This window comes from Micromonospora sp. NPDC005413, from assembly GCF_040606435.1.
In the GTDB taxonomy this organism is placed as follows: domain Bacteria; phylum Actinomycetota; class Actinomycetes; order Mycobacteriales; family Micromonosporaceae; genus Micromonospora.
On record NZ_JBEXEV010000002.1, the window covers coordinates 56553 to 71392 of the forward strand.

14 protein-coding genes and 1 pseudogene are annotated in these 14840 nt (G+C 73.9%); 4 read left to right on the top strand and 11 right to left on the bottom strand.

Annotated elements, in window-relative coordinates:
* Positions 1-6 precede the first annotated feature (6 nt).
* Together ABZS37_RS02990 and ABZS37_RS02995 are read right to left on the bottom strand one after the other, a co-directional pair.
* The gene (locus ABZS37_RS02990) at positions 7-576 is read right to left on the bottom strand and encodes a GNAT family protein (RefSeq protein WP_355165127.1); all 570 of its coding nucleotides are present in this window, start codon (positions 574-576) and stop codon (positions 7-9) included.
* Positions 573-1976: a cobyrinate a,c-diamide synthase gene (locus tag ABZS37_RS02995; protein WP_355165128.1), complete on the bottom strand. Its 1404-nt coding sequence runs from the start codon at positions 1974-1976 to the stop codon at positions 573-575. The genes ABZS37_RS02990 and ABZS37_RS02995 overlap by 4 nt, the downstream gene beginning before the upstream one ends.
* 182 nt (positions 1977-2158) lie before the next feature.
* Here ABZS37_RS02995 and ABZS37_RS03000 point away from each other — a divergent pair, with 182 nt between their 5' ends.
* Together ABZS37_RS03000 and ABZS37_RS03005 are read left to right on the top strand one after the other, a co-directional pair.
* Positions 2159-2980, top strand: coding sequence for an SURF1 family protein (locus tag ABZS37_RS03000; RefSeq protein ID WP_355165129.1), 822 nt, complete (start codon positions 2159-2161; stop codon positions 2978-2980).
* A gap of 103 nt (positions 2981-3083) precedes the next feature.
* Positions 3084-3812 carry a hypothetical protein gene (locus ABZS37_RS03005; RefSeq protein ID WP_355165130.1) on the top strand — a complete coding sequence of 243 codons (729 nt, stop codon included), beginning with the start codon at positions 3084-3086 and terminating at the stop codon, positions 3810-3812.
* A 19-nt stretch (positions 3813-3831) separates the two neighbouring features.
* Here ABZS37_RS03005 and ABZS37_RS03010 read toward each other — a convergent pair whose 3' ends face one another.
* From ABZS37_RS03010 to ABZS37_RS03035, 6 genes are all read right to left on the bottom strand, one after another.
* Entirely contained in the window at positions 3832-5424 is a 1593-nt protein-coding gene (locus ABZS37_RS03010) for an ATP-dependent DNA ligase (protein WP_355165855.1), read from the bottom strand.
* Positions 5425-5509: 85 nt separating this feature from the next.
* Complete coding sequence (locus ABZS37_RS03015; RefSeq protein WP_354996148.1) at positions 5510-5716, bottom strand: hypothetical protein; 207 nt, start codon at positions 5714-5716, stop codon at positions 5510-5512.
* A 77-nt stretch (positions 5717-5793) separates the two neighbouring features.
* Positions 5794-7146, bottom strand: a complete 1353-nt coding sequence (locus tag ABZS37_RS03020; RefSeq protein ID WP_355165857.1) for a dipeptidase — start codon at positions 7144-7146, stop codon at positions 5794-5796.
* A 36-nt stretch (positions 7147-7182) separates the two neighbouring features.
* Positions 7183-8328: a M48 family metallopeptidase gene (locus ABZS37_RS03025; RefSeq protein ID WP_355165131.1), complete on the bottom strand. Its 1146-nt coding sequence runs from the start codon at positions 8326-8328 to the stop codon at positions 7183-7185.
* Positions 8329-8432: 104 nt separating this feature from the next.
* A complete protein-coding gene (locus tag ABZS37_RS03030; protein WP_355165132.1) occupies positions 8433-9101 on the bottom strand; it encodes a hypothetical protein in 669 nt (222 codons plus the stop codon).
* A complete protein-coding gene (locus ABZS37_RS03035; protein ID WP_355165133.1) occupies positions 9098-9619 on the bottom strand; it encodes a PadR family transcriptional regulator in 522 nt (173 codons plus the stop codon). Before ABZS37_RS03035 ends, ABZS37_RS03030 begins: the two co-directional genes overlap by 4 nt.
* Before the next feature lie 54 nt (positions 9620-9673).
* Here ABZS37_RS03035 and ABZS37_RS03040 point away from each other — a divergent pair, with 54 nt between their 5' ends.
* Together ABZS37_RS03040 and ABZS37_RS03045 are read left to right on the top strand one after the other, a co-directional pair.
* Positions 9674-10447 carry an alpha/beta hydrolase gene (locus tag ABZS37_RS03040; protein ID WP_355165134.1) on the top strand — a complete coding sequence of 258 codons (774 nt, stop codon included), beginning with the start codon at positions 9674-9676 and terminating at the stop codon, positions 10445-10447.
* Between the two features lie 184 nt (positions 10448-10631).
* Positions 10632-11033, top strand: a complete 402-nt coding sequence (locus ABZS37_RS03045) for a rhodanese-like domain-containing protein (protein WP_355165859.1) — start codon at positions 10632-10634, stop codon at positions 11031-11033.
* Between the two features lie 88 nt (positions 11034-11121).
* On the opposite strand, the gene ABZS37_RS03050 is transcribed toward ABZS37_RS03045, so the two are convergent.
* The 3 genes and pseudogenes from ABZS37_RS03050 to ABZS37_RS03060 form a co-directional block, all read right to left on the bottom strand.
* Positions 11122-12663, bottom strand: a complete 1542-nt coding sequence (locus ABZS37_RS03050; protein ID WP_355165135.1) for a cobyric acid synthase — start codon at positions 12661-12663, stop codon at positions 11122-11124.
* A gap of 113 nt (positions 12664-12776) precedes the next feature.
* Positions 12777-13742: pseudogene (locus ABZS37_RS03055) on the bottom strand (cobalamin biosynthesis protein); the annotation flags it as partial.
* A 261-nt stretch (positions 13743-14003) separates the two neighbouring features.
* On the bottom strand, positions 14004-14756 hold the full coding sequence (locus ABZS37_RS03060) for a single-stranded DNA-binding protein (RefSeq protein ID WP_355165136.1): 753 nt from the start codon (positions 14754-14756) through the stop codon (positions 14004-14006).
* Positions 14757-14840 lie beyond the last annotated feature (84 nt).

Consider the following 14840-nt stretch of genomic DNA (forward strand, 5'->3'; position numbering starts at 1 on the left):
CGCGGGTCAGCGCAGGTCGGCGGCGACGAACGACCAGAGCTCGAGATCCACCCGGCCGCCGCCGACGAACCCGGCGTTACGCAGCAGACCCTCGTAGCTGAACCCGGCCTTCTCGGCGACCCGGCGCGAGGCCAGGTTGCCGGGCGCCACCCGCAGCTCGACCCGTTGGAAGCCGTGCTCCAGGATCAGCGCGATGGCCACCGCGTCCACGGCTTCGGCGGCAAGGCCGAAGCCACGCGCGTGCGACGCCATCGCATAGGAGATCTCGGTGAGACGGGCGCCCCAGTCGGTGCGCCGCGTCCACAACGAGCCCACCACCTGGTCGTCCTCGCGCCGGAGCACCGCGTAGTGGTCACCCTCACCGCTGTCCCGCCGCTGTCGGGCCAGATCAGTGCACCAGGCGTGCCCGTCGATCGGGCCCGAGTCGTCGGGCAGCGGCAGCCAGCGCCGGGTCAACTTGTCGGCGAAGATCTCCCCGGCCGCCGCCGCGTCCGCCGCGGTGAGCCGACGCACCTCCGTGCGCGGGGTGGAGACGGTCAACGCCGGGAATCGGCGCACCGCCACCTGACCGATCACACCGACACCTCGCCGGGTTGCGCGGGCACCACCTCGTGCGTCGGGTCGGCCGCCGCCGCGGCGACCAACCGGGCCGCCGTCGCCGGATGACCGGCCCAGTGCAGGGTGAGCTGCGAGGCGTGCACGTTGCGCCAGACAAAGCCCTCCGGCGCGCCACCATCCCAGTTCCACGCCGGGCGCTGACCGGCACGGGGAGTGAGCACCGCACGGTGCGCCTTGTGGCCGACCAGCACCGTGCCCTGGGCGGCGACCACGCTGTCGGTCTGGGCGGTCGCCTCCCGGTAACCCACCACCAGGCCGTCCCGGCTGACGCCGACCGCGTCCAGGACACCGCACATCGGCAGCCCGTCCAACTCCCGGGCCAACCAGAGCAGCCCGGTGCCCTCGGCGACCACGGGACGCCCGGTACGCGCCAACTCGGCCACCGCGATGCAGAGCCGCCGGTTGGCCGACAACTGCTCGGCGTACGCCTCGGGGAGCGCACCGCCGACGACCAGCGCGCGGGTGCCGACCGGCAACGCCTCGTCGCGCAACGGGTCGACGGTGACCACCTCGGCACCGGCGGCCCGCAGCAGCTCGGCGGTCTCCGGGTGGCTGAAACTGCCGCCCGGCCCACCCGCCAGTGCCACCAGCGGGCGGTCCGCCGGGGCGGTGAGCGCACCCAGGGCCTCCTCGGGAGACCAGGCCGGGGCCGGCAGCGGCGGGGCGGAGCGGGCCAGCCCGAGCAGCCGTTCCAGGTCGACCGTGGCGGCGACGGCCTCGCCCAGCCGGCGGACCGCGCGGACGGCGTCGGCGGACCCGTCGACCACCGGCGCCACACCATGCCGCCGCGACGGCAGCACCGCCGGCAGATCGTGGCGACGCAGCGCGCCGTAGACCGGCACGCCCACGTCGTCCAACGCCTCGCGCAGCATGCCCTCGTGCCGCGAGGACGCCACCCGGTTGAGGATCACCCCGCCGAGCCACAACTGCTCGTCGTACGAGCGGAAACCGTGCACCAGGGCCGCCACCGACTGACCCATCGCGGCCACATCGACCACGAGCACCACCGGGCTGCGCAGCGCGGCGGCCGCGGCGGCCGTGGACTCCTGCTCCGGGCGGCCGCCGACCGAGTCGTACAGCCCCATGCTGCCCTGCACGACGGCGAGCCCGGCACCGGCGGCGCCGTGCGCCACCAGCGGGGCCAGCCGGTCGACGCCGACCAGCCGGGGATCGATCACCCGACCCGGTCGACCGGCGGCGAGGCCGAGGTAGGCGGCGTCGACGTGGTCCGGCCCGAGCTTGAACCCGGCGACGTCGACCCCCCGCTCGGCCAGTGCGGCGAGCAGCCCGATCGCCAGCGCGTTCTTTCCGTGCCCGGAGGACGGCGCGCTGAGCACCAGGCGCGGCACGACGGTCATCATCGACTCCTCGCGAGCGGCGGCGGGTACGCGACGGGACGACCGGGGCCGATCCGTCGGCGTGACGATACCCGTCCGGCTGAAGACGCGAGCACCGCCAACCGGGGCCGGTGGCCCGCTCCCGGCGCGGATCCGGCCCGGTCCAGGTCAGTGGCGCCGGTCATACGAGTAGCCTCGGTGCCGTGTACCGGTTCCTGCTGAGCCCACGTTGGCTGGGCGCTCTCGCGCTGACCCTGGTTGCCGCCGCCGTCATGGTGTTCCTCGGCAACTGGCAGCTGGACCGCTACCGGGGGCGTACCGAGGTCAACGAGCGGATCGACGCGGGCCAGCGGATGGCCCCGGCGCCATTGGCCAACGCGCTGCGGGCCCCCGCCGGCGGCCCCGGAACGGTCGGCCCGGCCCCCGCCAAGGACAAGGTCTGGACGCGGGTCACCGCCACCGGCCGGTACGACCCGACGAACACGGTGCTGGTCCGTGGCCGAACGGTGGACAGCCGGGTCGGCTTCGAGGTGCTCACCCCCCTGGTGCTCGCCGACGGCACGGCGCTGCTGGTGGACCAGGGCTGGATTCCGCCGGCGCCGGGTGGGGCGACCGCCCAGCCGCAGCTGCCCGCCGTGCCGACCGGCGACGTGACGGTGGTCGGCCGGGTGCACGAGACCGAGAGCGGCGCCGGCGCGGTGGCGCGGCGCGACGGGCGGCTGGAGATCCGGCGGATCGGGGTGTCGCGGCTGGCCGGCGAACTGCCCTACCCGGTCTACGGCGCCTACCTGCTGCTGGACGAGCAGACCCCGGCGGCCGACCCGGCGTTCAGGGCGGTGCCGGTCGGGCACGCCAACAACTGGCAGAACTTCGGTTACGTCGTGCAGTGGTGGCTCTTCGCGGTGATGTCCCTGTTCGGCTACGGCTGGGTGGCCCGCCGGGAGGCCCGCCGCGCCGCAGGCATCGGCACCACCAAGGGTCCGCTGGACCGGGCGGCCGAGCCGACGCCGATCGCGTCCGCCTGACCGGGTGACCGCGCGGGGGTCGCAATCGGACACTCGGGGGAACACGGGACACCCCGGCAGCCGGTAGTCTCCGCCGGGTGATCATCACGCGTTGGGGGGTCCGATGACCGTGAATCCCACGGCACCGCTGCCCGAGTCGGGTCCGGCGACCCAGGCGTACCCGCCGACCGACCCGTGGGCCGCCGAGCCGCCGACCGCGCCGCTGCCGCCCACCCCGCCAGCCACCGCGCACCCGGCCGCCGCGGTCTTCGGTACACCGACGGCCGCACCCATGACGCCGACCGCGCAGTTTCCCGCCGCGCCGGCACCCGTGCAGCCCTCCGGGCCTCCGGCCCCGTTCTCCGGACCGCCGGCCCCGTTCTCCGGGCCTCCGGCTCAGTTCTCCGGACCGCCCGGTCACGCCCCGGGCGCGTGGCCGGCCGTCGGGCCGTACCCCCCGGTGGTGCAGCACCCGGCCGCCGCCGGGTTCGCCGCCGGACCGGAGGTGGTCGCGGTGCAGATCGCCGAGATCACGGTGAGCCCGCCAGTGATCCGTACGCCGACCGGGGTGCTGCCGCTGGCAGGTGCCACCTGGCACGTGGCTGACTACTGGCAGCGCGAGGAGAAGATCGCCACCTGGGCGATGGTCTGTGCCATCGTCGGCTTCTTCTGCCTGGCCTTCTTCAGCCTGCTCTTCCTGCTGGTCAAGGAGACCCGGCACCACGGCACCGTCCAGGTGACGGTCACCAACGGTGCGCAGCAGTACGTGGCCCGGATCCCGGTCAGCGACCAGGGCCAGGTCCAGCACCTCAACAACCAGGTCAACTACGCACGGTCGTTGTCCAGCAGGTGACCCGGGCCGCCGCGCCCGGTCAGCCGGTGGGGCGGCCGGCGTGGATGGCACGGACCGCGTCGATGGTGTCCGCCTCGGCGGCGGACTTGTCGTCGCGATACCGCACCACCCGGGCGAACCGCAGCGCCATCCCCCCGGGATAGCGGGAGCTTGTCTGCACCCCGTCGAAGGCGATCTCCACCACCTGCTCGGGGCGGACCCGGACCACCCAGTCGCCGCGCTCCACCGCGAGGTCGAGGAACCGCTCGGTCTGCCAGCGCAGCAACTCGTCGGTGAGCCCCTTGAACGTCTTGCCGAGCATCACGAAGCCACCGGTGTGCGGGTCGCGGGCGCCGAGATGCAGGTTGGACAGCCAGCCCTGCCGTCGGCCACTGCCCCACTCGACGGCGAGCACCACCAGGTCGAGGGTGTGCCGGGGCTTGACCTTGACCCAGGCGGCGCCGCGTCGGCCGGCGTCGTAGGGGGCGTCCGGTGCCTTGACCACCACGCCCTCCTGGCCGGCGTCGAGCGCGGCGGCGAACGCGGCGGCAGCCTGCTCCGGGCCGTCGACCTCCATGCGCCCGACCAGCAGCGACGCGTCCACCGCACCGGCGAGGGCGGCCCACCGCTCCCGGCCGGGCAGATCGATCAGATCGTCGCCGTCGAGATGCAGCAAATCGAAGAAGTACGGAGTGAGCACGGTCGCGCCGGTGCTGGCGGCTGCCGCGAGCACCGCCGGGGCGACCGGTGTGCGCCCGGTGGTGCTGGGGGTGGTGCGCCGGGCTGCCCGGCTGGAGGTCTGCTGGAACGGCAGCGGCCGGCCGGTCTCGTCCAGGCCGATCGCCTCGCCGTCGAGCACCAACTCCCGGCCGGGCAGGGCACGGACCGCGGCGACCACCTCGGGCACCCGGGCGGTGATCTCGTCGAGGCTGCGGGTGAAGACGGCGATGTCGGCGCCGGAGCGGTGCACCTGGATGCGGATGCCGTCGAGCTTCACGTCGACCACCGCCGGCGTGCCGGTCGCGGCGAGTGCCTCGTCGACCGAGGGGGCGCTCTGCGCGAGCATCGGCGCCAGCGGCCGGCCGACCTGCAGACCGAAACCGGCCAGCTCGGCGGCTCCTCCGGCCAACGCGGCCACCGCCACGGCCCGCAGGTCACCGGCGAGCAGCAGGGCCCGTCGGACCGCCGCCACGGGCACGTCGGCGGCCCGCGCCACCGCGTCGGCCAGGAGCCCGGCCTGGGCACCCTGGCGCAGCTCGCCGCTGAAGAGGGCCGTGAGGAGACGCTGCTCGTCGGCCGTCGCCGCCGCGTAGAGGGCGCCGAGCAACGCCCGACGTCGGGCCTGCGAGCCCGCGCCATGCACCGCGGCGATCTGCGCGATGGCCGCGTCGACGGCGACCACGGTCAATGTCGGCTCGGCGGCCGGCGGCGGCAGGTCACGCAGGCTCGCATAGCCAACCCCGGTCTGCCGTTGGCGCAGCTCACCGGCGAGATAGCCGGCACCGGGCTCCACCTCGCCCGGGTCGAGCCGGCGCAGCGCATCAGCGAGCAGATCCACCTTGGCCCGTCGGCCGCTGGTGGCGCCGACGGCGGCGGAGGTGGCTGCCAGGTCGAGGAACCGCACGCAGCTCATCCTGCCAGTCACCTGCGACACCGCCCGGGCATTGCCGTGCCCGGGCGGTGTCGGCAGGGTGCCGCCCGCTCACGCGGACGACGGATCAGGCGGAGACGGGCTCCTCGATGCGCAGCCCTCGGGCGCGGACCTCGCCCGCGACCCGGGCGAGCACCGAGTCGAGGGCGACCAGTGCGGCGGAGAGCTCACCGAGCTGTTCGTTGAGCGTGTCCTCGGACCACGCGGAGACGTCGACGTCCCCCAGCGCGCTGACAGCGGCCCCCAACCGGGCCATCACCTCGTTCGTACTCATGTTCGAAAGGCTATAACAACCGGTCGTCCGACACGCCGCAAACTCCCAGATCAGGCCCGAAGTTGCCGTTCTGACACCTAACTCCCGTTGGTGCCCGCCGCCGCCACCTTGCCGAGCAGCAACGCCTCGGCGAGGCAGACCCGGGCGAACTCCCCCAGGTGCAGACTCTCGTTCGGGCCGTGTGCCCGGGCGTGCGGGTCCTCCACGCCGGTCACCAGAATCGCCGCCTTCGGGAACATCTCCTGGAAGGTGGCGATGAACGGGATCGAGCCGCCGACGCCGATGTCCACCGGGTCGGTGCCGTCCCAGGCGGCCCGGAAGGCCGAACGGGCGGCATCGAACATCGGCCCGGACGCGTCGATCACGCACGGGTCGCCGTCGTGCTCGAAGCTCACCGTCACCTGGGCGCCCCACGGCGCGTGCTGCTCCAGGTGCGCGCGCACCGCCGCGTACGCCCGCTTGGGGTCGTCGCCCGGGGCGAGGCGAATGCTGAGCTTCGCCTTCGTGGCCGGGACCAGGGCGTTCGGCGCCTCGCCGGTGGACGGCGCGTCGATGCCGAGGATCGCCAGCGCGGGCTTGGTCCAGAGCCGGTCGGTGATCCGGCCGGTGCCGATGAACTGCACGCCCTCGGCCAGCCCCGCCTCGGCCCGGACCCGCTCCTCCGGGTAGTCGACGGTGGCGCCCTCGCGGCCCACCAGCCCGGCCACGGCCACGTCACCGGCGTCGTCGTGCAGGGTCGCCAGCAGCCGGACCAGCGCGGTCAGCGCGTCGGGAACGGAACCGCCGTACATGCCGCTGTGCACCGCGTGGTCCAGCGTGCGCACCTCGACGAAGCAGTTGACGATGCCGCGCAGCGAGGTGGTCAGCGCCGGTACGCCGATGTCCCAGTTGCCCGAGTCGGCGATCACGATGACGTCCGAGGCGATCTCGTCGCGGTGCTCGACCAGCAGCTGCTCCAGCGAGTCGGAGCCGTACTCCTCCTCGCCCTCGATGAAGAGGACCACGCCGACCGGCAATGCGTCGCCGTACGCGCGCAGCGCCGCGACGTGCGCCATGATGCCGGCCTTGTCGTCGGCAGCGCCCCGGGCGTAGAGCCGGCCGTCCCGTTCCACCGGCTCGAACGGGTCGGACTCCCACAGCGACCGGTCGCCGACCGGCTGGACGTCGTGGTGGGCGTAGAGCAGCACGGTGGGCGCACCGGGCGGGGCGGCCCGACGGCCGATCACCGCGGGCTGGCCGCCGGAACGCACGATGTCGACGTCCAGGCCACAGCCGCGCAGCAGCTCGGCGACCGCCTCGGCGGAGCGTTCCACGTGCGAGTGGTCGAAGCCCTCGAAGGCGATGCCGGGGATGCGGACGAGGCGCTCCAGGTCGGCCCGGACGCCAGGCATCTCCCGCTCGACGGCGGCCCGCACCTCGGACTCGGACATGATCGGTGTGGTCATGACCGGCATCGTATGCCGGCCTTACCGGGGCGTGCCGGCGGAGCCCGTACCGTCACCGCCTCCCGCAGGGCCCGCGCCCGCGGTCGCGTCGGGCGCGGTCCGGCCGGCGCGGTGCGCGCGGCCGGCGGCCTCGGTGGCGGCGTCCACCCACGAGCGGGCCCGGCCGGCGGTGCCGCCCACCCACTCGCCGACGTCGTTGGCGCCGTCACCGAGCCGGCGCAGCAACCCGACCAGCGGGTCGGTGGACCGGCTGAACTCCTCCCGGTACGACTCGGCAGCCGCCTTGATCTCCTCCGAGACGCTGGTCGAGCTGTCGTCGTCACGGCGCGGATAGTCCCCGCCCAGCACCCGCCCGTACGCCCCGGAGTCGATCCACTGCCGCAGCTGGGCGGCCCGCGCCACCGGCGTCGGATGGGTGCTCCACGCGGTCATTCGGATCTTGTGCAGGCTGTCGCGAAGGTCGCCGCCCCCGGCGTACTCGGCGGCCTGTTCCAGGAAGGCGGTGGTGTCGATCTGGGACAGGTCGCCGCCCCCGGCGAGTTTCATCAGCAGCCGCAGCGCGGCGGCCGGGTCCTGCCCGGCGAGCAGACCGGCCCGGTCGGCGGACAGTTCCGCCTTGCGCCACCACTCCAGCATCGCGGCGATGATGGCCCGCAGCGCGATCGCGCCGACCGGCAACCAGCTCAGGTTGGCCGCCCACCGGGTGAGGATCATCAGCATCGTCTTGTAGACCGCGTGCCCGCTGCCGACGTGCCCCAACTCGTGGCCGAGCAGGCAGCGCAGCTCATCCTCGTCGAGTTGCTGCACGCAGGCGGAGTTGAGCACGATGAACGGGCGGTCCAGGCCGACCGCCTCGGCACCCAACCAGGGCGACTGGGTCACGTACAGCTCGGGCAGCTCGGCCACGTCGAGCGCCGCCGCGGCCTCGGTGTAGCGCTGCCACACCGCCGGGTACTGCCGGTGGTCGACCCGGATGCCGGAGGCCAGCACCGACAGGCGGAAACCGCGCTCGTTCCACATGCCGAAGAACGACCGCACCACGTCGTCGAAACCACGTAGCTCCCGCAGCGCGACCAGGGCACCCCGGTCGGCGGGATGCTCCCACGCTCGGGAGCTGATGCCGGTGAGGGTGATCCGGCGCCGCGCGGGCGTATCCGTAGCCGACATGATGAGTCCCCCGATCGCCGCGCCTGAGCCTTCTGGGTCGTGCCGTAGCCGGTGGCGGCCTTCTCGCATCGTGCCGTAGCCGATGGCGGACGTCCATGCCCCGCTCAGCGGATGCGCGCGTAGTACCCGTCCGCGTCGTGCGGCAGCGTCGGCGCGCCGTCCACCAGCAGGTCCGCGCGGGCGGCCGTGTCGTCGGCGGCGAAGTGCGCCCGCTCCCGGGCATGCCACCGACGCAGCTCAGGCAGGATCTCCGACCCGTCCCGGGCGACCGCGCGGGCCAGTCGCAACGACGCGGGCGCGGTGACGAACACGGCCAGGGTCAGCTCCGGCCGGACGACGGCACGGGCCGTGCTGACCCCCTCCAGAATCAGCACCGGCGCCACCGGCACCGGGACCGGCCGGGGCAGGAAGCGTCGCCGGACCCAGCTGTAGCGCCGGTAGGCACCGGGCCTCCCTTCGCGCAGCGGGGCCAGCACCTCCTCATCGAGCCGTGGCCAGAAGCTGAGCTGGTCGTCCCAACCGTCGAGCAGGTCGTCGGTGTGCACCACCGGCGGCCGGCCGCCGGGCAGCGTCGCCAGGGCATCCGCGAGGTTCGCGGCGAACCGGCTCTTGCCCGCGCCGCTCGGCCCGTCGACCGCCACCAGCCGGGTCCGCCCCAACCGTGCCGGGCCCGCGAGCACCCGATGGGCCAGTCCGGTGTACGCCTCGACGACCGCCACCGGCGCGCCGACGTCCTCCTCGGCCGTCGACGGACGGCCACCTTCCAGGGTCACTCCGGCTCGCCCAACATCTCCCCGAGCCAGCGCAGTTCGGCCTGGCTGGTGGCTCGGGCGATGATCAGCATCCCCTGGCGGTACGGGTCGGTGATCTCCTCGGCGCGTACCGGCCGGTCGCCCTCGTAGAAGAAGCTGCTCGGCGTACGGAGGAAGGCCAACCGTCGGCGGAGCACCTGGTCGCGGGCCGCCGGGTCGTCGAGGTGGCGGAGAAAGGCCAGCAGGACGAACCAGCGGTTCTCGTCGCTGATCTCCAGCTCGTCGGGCTCGCGCAGCCGGTTGTCCAGCTCGGCCCGACCCGGCCCGGTCAGCGCCAGCGTCTGGCGGGGGGCCGCGCCGGCACCGGGCTCTACCCGCCGGGTGAGCAGGCCAGCCCGTTCCAGCCGCTTGATCGCGGGATAGAGGGTCCCGTCGGCGATCGGTCGGACGTGCCCGGTGAGCTGGGCGATGCGCCGCTTCAGGTCGTAGCCGTGCAGGGGCCGGTCGGCCAGGAAACCGAGGATGGCGAGTTCGAGCACGGTCCCATTATGCCCTCTTGACGATATACCTCGGCGCGGAGGTATTGTGTCGCCATGAATGCTGCGACCGTGGGCCCGGACGGGGCCCAGATGCGGTGGGTGGAAATCTCCGGCCGTGCGCCTACCCGGGTGTACGTGCACGGGCTCGGCGCGATGTCCGCGCCGTACTTCCTGCCAGCCGCCACCCTCCCCGAGTTGGCGGGCCACCGATCCCTCTTCGTCGACCTCCTCGGCTTCGGGTTGAGCGACCGACCGACCGCATTCGGCTACACCCTCACCGAGCACGCCGAGGCGCTGGCCGCCACGCTCGACGCGGCCAGGGTCCGGGCGGCCGACATCGTCGCGCACAGCATGGGCGGCGCGGTGGCCATCGCTCTCGCCCACCACCGCCCGGACCTGGTCGGGCGGTTGGTCCTGATCGAGGCGAACCTCGACCCGAACCCGCCACCAACCGCCGGCAGCAGCGGCCTGGCCCGATACTCCGAGGCGGAGTTCCTCACCAGCGGCTTTTCCGCGACTCTGGAACGGGTGGGCCCGGCCTGGGCCGCCACCATGCGACTCGCCGACCCGACCGGCCTGCACCGCACCGCGATCGGCCTGATGACCGGCACCCGCCCCGCCATGCGGCACCTGCTGGAGCGCCTACCGATGCCGCGCACCTACCTCCAGGGCGGTCGGAGCGGGCCGGTCGCTGGAGCGGAGTCGCTGACCTCGGCCGGAGTGCGGGTGGTGACCGTGCCCAACGCCGGACACAACATCATGCTCGACGCGCCCGAGCAGTTCGCTCAGGTCACTGCCGCCGCTCTCGCCCATCCCGCCTTCGCCTGACCATTGCGCCGGCGCCGCCACTCCATCCCGCCGCAGCCGTACCGGGGCTGACCCGTCGGACTGACCGCCGTGACCGGCCACCCGTCACGTCCGGGGGAATTGGGGCGGCGACGGGTGACGCGCGGCCCGTTCGCCGCCCGGGACGCTCACCGGTCGGCATGATCGGGTGGTGCTCCGAGACGTGATGAGCCCCGGCATCGACGCCCTGCTCGAACAGGCCCGCGCCGGGCTGCACCGACTGACTCCGCAGCAGACCGTCGAGGCGGTCCGCGGCGGCGCGCTGCTGATCGACACCCGTACCGAGACGCAGCGCCGAGAACAGGGCGACCTGCCGGGCGCGGTCGTCATCGACCGGACCGTGCTGGAATGGCGGCTCGATCCGGCCAGCGCCTGGCGTATCCCGGAGGCCACCGGTTACGACCGGGAGATCGTGCTGGCGTGCCGGCAGGGCTACAGCTCCAGCCTGGCCGCCGCCAGCCTGCAGACCCTGGGGCTGCGCCGGGCCACCGACATGATCGGCGGCGTCGACGCCTGGCTCGCCGCTGGCCTCCCCACCACCGATCGCCCCGCCGACATCCGCCCCTGACGCCCCGGCCGCCCTTTGACGCTCCGTCCGCCCTTCGACGCTCCGGCCGCCCTTCGACGCTCCGGCCGCCCTTTGACGCCCCGACCGGTCAGGACGGTGGGGGGCCGGGTGGGATGAACGGAAGGCCGGGGGGTGGGCCGGTTTCGATGAGGTGCCAGAGGGCGTCGGTGTCCAGGTGTTCCTCGACCAGGTCACCGAGCAGGTCGAGCGAGCGTTCCCGGGCGGCGGCGAAGCTGGTCGCCGGCGCGACCCGGAACCCGGTGCGGCCCGCCAGCCGAGCTGCCTCGGTGAGGAACCAGCGGCGGAACTCGTCGGACTCGAACGCCCCGTGCCAGTGCGTGCCGTGCACCGCACCGAGCACTGCTCCCTCGCCGACACCGTCGTCGCCGGTCAGCAACGGGGTCAGGGTGGGGTCGGTCTGCGAGACGTACCCGTGGTGGATCTCGTAGCCACGCACCGGGAGACCACCATGGACGGTGCCCACCGACTGCCGGACGGTCTTGCGCGGATCGAAGGTGATCTCGATGGGCAGCAGGCCGAGCCCCGGCACGCTGCCCCGTCCGCTCTCCACCGTGTCGTGGATGGCACGGCCGAGCATCTGGAAACCGCCGCAGAGGCCGAGCAGCGGCTTGCCGGCCGTCACGTGTGCGGCCACGGCGTCGGCGAGGCCGGTCTCGCGCAGCCAGGCGAGGTCCGCGACGGTGGACTTGGAGCCGGGCAGGACGACCAGGTCGGCGGCGGCCAGCTCGGCGGGTTCAATGGTGAGGCGTACGCGGACACCCGGCTCGGTGGCGAGCGCCTCCACGTCGGTGGCGTTGCTGATCCGGGGCAGGCGGACGACGGCCACGTCCAACCATTCGGTGCCGTGTGGGGCGGCGGGGCGGCCGAGCACCCGGCCGTAGGCCAGTGAGTCCTCGGCGTCGAGCCACAGGTCCAGTGCCCAGGGCAGCACCCCGTAGGTGGGACGGCCGGTGACGTGCCGCAGCATGTCCAGCCCCGGCTGGAGCAGCCCGAGGTCGCCCCGGAACTTGTTGATCACGAAGCCGGCGAGCAGCGCCTGGTCGGCCGGGTCGAGCAGGGCGACGGTGCCGAACATCGAGGCGAAGACGCCACCCCGGTCGATATCGCCGACCACGATGGTGGGCAGGTTGGCATGCCGGGCCAGCCCCATGTTGACGTAGTCACCGGCCCGCAGGTTGATCTCCGCTGGGCTGCCTGCGCCCTCGCAGATCACCACGTCGTACGTGTCACGCAGCTCGGCCAGCGCCGCGTACGCGGTCTCGGCGAGCCGGAGACGTAGCTGCCGGAAGGTGCCCGCGGTGATCGTGTCGACCGCCTCGCCGAGCAGCACCACCTGGCTGGCCAGGTCGCTGCCCGGCTTGAGCAGCACCGGGTTGAACCGCAGGTCGGGTGCGAGCCCGCAGGCTGCGGCCTGCATCGCCTGGGCTCGTCCGATCTCGCCGCCGCGCCCGTCCGGCCCGACGACCACCGCCGAGTTGTTCGACATGTTCTGCGCCTTGAACGGCGCCACCTTCACGCCCTGCCGGTGCAGCCAGCGGCAGATGCCGGCGGTGAGCACGCTCTTGCCGGCGTCGGAGGTCGTGCCGGCGACCAGCAGCCCACCGCTCACCGTCCGCTCCCCCGCCCTGCCCCGCCAGCTCGCAACCCACGCCGACCGACCGCACCAAGGCCACGCCGACCGACGGCGCCAAGGCCACGCCGACCGACCGCACCTAGACCACGCCGACCGACCGCACCGAGCAGGCGGCCGACGGTCACCGGGTATGCGGCGGCCAGCCCGACGGCGACCAGCCCGACCACGCCGGAGATCCGGGCGGCCCGCTTCAGGTGCCGCGCCTCCGGGCGGGGACCGTCGCCGAGGAAGGGCCGCACCTCGGAGCGCCCGAAGTAGATGTTGCGACCACCGAGGCGGACGCCGAGCGCACCGGCCATCGCCGCCTCGCACTGGCCGGCGTTGGGGCTCGGGTGATCGTTGCGATCACGCCGCCACACCCGCCAGGCCCGCTGCCGATCCCCGTTCGCGACCGGCGCCACGGCGATGGTGAGCAGCCCGGTCAGCCGGGACGGCACCAGGTTGAGCACGTCGTCCAACCGTGCGGCCGGGGTGCCGAACCGCGCGTAGCGCGCCGACCGGTGCCCGACCATCGCGTCGAGGGTGTTCGCCGCGCGGTAGCCCAGCAGCCCGGGCAGGCCGGCGACCGCACCCCAGACCAGCGGAGCGACGACCGCGTCGGAGGTGTTCTCCGCGACCGACTCCACGGTGGCGCGGGCCAGCTCCGACTCGCCCAGCGTCGACGGGTCCCGCCCGCAGAGGTGACCGAGGCGCCGCCGGGCAGCGGGCAGGTCACCGTCACGCAGCGTCCGACCCATGACGGTGGCTTCGTGCCGCAGCGTACGGCCGCCCAGCACGGTCCACGTGCCGGCGGCCACGAGCACCGCACGGGTCACCGGCCGATGCCGGGTAGCCGCCGCGGCGACCGCCCCGAGCAGCACCGGCCCACCGACTGCCAGCGCGGTGAACGCGGCACCCGCCGTCCGGTCCGGCCGGTGGAGGCGGCGCTCCAGCGCACCCGCGGCCTGCCCGAAGCCGGCCACCGGGTGCCACCGACGTGGGTCGCCGAGCAGGCTGTCCAGCGCGTACCCAGCCAGCAGCCCCACCGCGTTCGCCACCGGCGCTGTCCGTCGCACCCACACCACCTCCGGCCGGCCAGCCTAGACGAGCGCCCGGTGAACCAGCCCAACCCACGGTGCTCCGTGAGCGACGAGCGCCTCGTGATCAGCCCCGACCGCCGCCCTCCACCACCCCACCGCTGCCGTCACGCGGGGTGACGACGCTGGTCGCGTCGCCACCCCGCCCCCGTCGTGCCGTGCCACCGGAGCCCCGCGCGGTCGCCGCAGAACCTCAGCCAGCTGGGTTGCCGCCCGACCCGCGAGGGCCGAACCGTTCGCTCACGCCGGCTGCGGGACCCGGCCTCGGCCGCGCCGCCCCCGACCGGACTGCGCGGGCTCCGGCTGGCCCTCGTCCGGCGCCGGCCCCAACTCGTCGTCCAGGTCGTCGTCGGCGTTGTCGTCGGTCTCCTCGGGTGGGAGGGCCAGCTCGTCGTCGAGGCCCTGCGGGACGTTGGCCTGCCCGCCGTTCAAGGACCCGTCGTCGTCCAACGGGCCGTCGACGAACGGGTTGGTTCGCAGCGCGCCGTAGTCGGGCAGCTCGAAGTCGTCGTCCAGCGGACGGTCGTCGGGCAGCACGGGCGCCTGCCCGGCCGGCACCGGCTCGGTGGGCTCGCCGTGCACCCGACTCTCGGCCTCGGCGTCCTCGACCGTGCTGGTCGTCATGCTCGGCCGGTTGCGCAGGAAGCGGGCCCGACCCCGGGACAGGTCGTGGCCGACGGCGACCGCCTCCAGCTCGTAGAGGGTGCGGTGGTTGCCGGCGTCGTCGGTCCAGTCGCGGGTGTAGAGCCGGCCACAGACCACGACCGGGTCGCCGACCATCACGGAGGCCGCCACCCCTTCGGCGAGCTTGCGCCAGCAGTTGACGCGGACGCGGAGCGAGTTGCCGTCAACCCAGCGCCCGCTTTCCCGATCGAGCCGGCGGGCGGTCGAGGCGACCTTGAAGTTGGCCACCAGGGTGTTGCTCTGGGTGGTACGTCGCCACTCGGGCGCGGTCAGCACATTGCCGACGATTGTTACGTAAGTGTCAAACATCGTCCCTCCAAGGGGATCGGGGCCTGCCAGCGCGAGTCGACTCGCCACCAAGCCTGGGCACCGGAGGCGACCGCCGCCAGCGAC

What these genes read in the sequence shown, in the direction of transcription:
- ABZS37_RS02995 (WP_355165128.1), bottom strand. Translation starts at nt 1,976, where the DNA reads ATGACCGTCGTGCCGCGCCTGGTGCTCAGCGCGCCGTCCTCCGGGCAC.
- ABZS37_RS03005 (WP_355165130.1), top strand. Translation starts at nt 3,084, where the DNA reads ATGACCGTGAATCCCACGGCACCGCTGCCCGAGTCGGGTCCGGCGACC.
- ABZS37_RS03010 (WP_355165855.1), bottom strand. Translation starts at nt 5,424, where the DNA reads ATGAGCTGCGTGCGGTTCCTCGACCTGGCAGCCACCTCCGCCGCCGTC.
- ABZS37_RS03015 (WP_354996148.1), bottom strand. Translation starts at nt 5,716, where the DNA reads ATGAGTACGAACGAGGTGATGGCCCGGTTGGGGGCCGCTGTCAGCGCG.
- ABZS37_RS03020 (WP_355165857.1), bottom strand. Translation starts at nt 7,146, where the DNA reads ATGTCCGAGTCCGAGGTGCGGGCCGCCGTCGAGCGGGAGATGCCTGGC.
- ABZS37_RS03025 (WP_355165131.1), bottom strand. Translation starts at nt 8,328, where the DNA reads ATGTCGGCTACGGATACGCCCGCGCGGCGCCGGATCACCCTCACCGGC.
- ABZS37_RS03040 (WP_355165134.1), top strand. Translation starts at nt 9,674, where the DNA reads ATGAATGCTGCGACCGTGGGCCCGGACGGGGCCCAGATGCGGTGGGTG.
- ABZS37_RS03045 (WP_355165859.1), top strand. Translation starts at nt 10,632, where the DNA reads ATGAGCCCCGGCATCGACGCCCTGCTCGAACAGGCCCGCGCCGGGCTG.
- ABZS37_RS03060 (WP_355165136.1), bottom strand. Translation starts at nt 14,756, where the DNA reads ATGTTTGACACTTACGTAACAATCGTCGGCAATGTGCTGACCGCGCCC.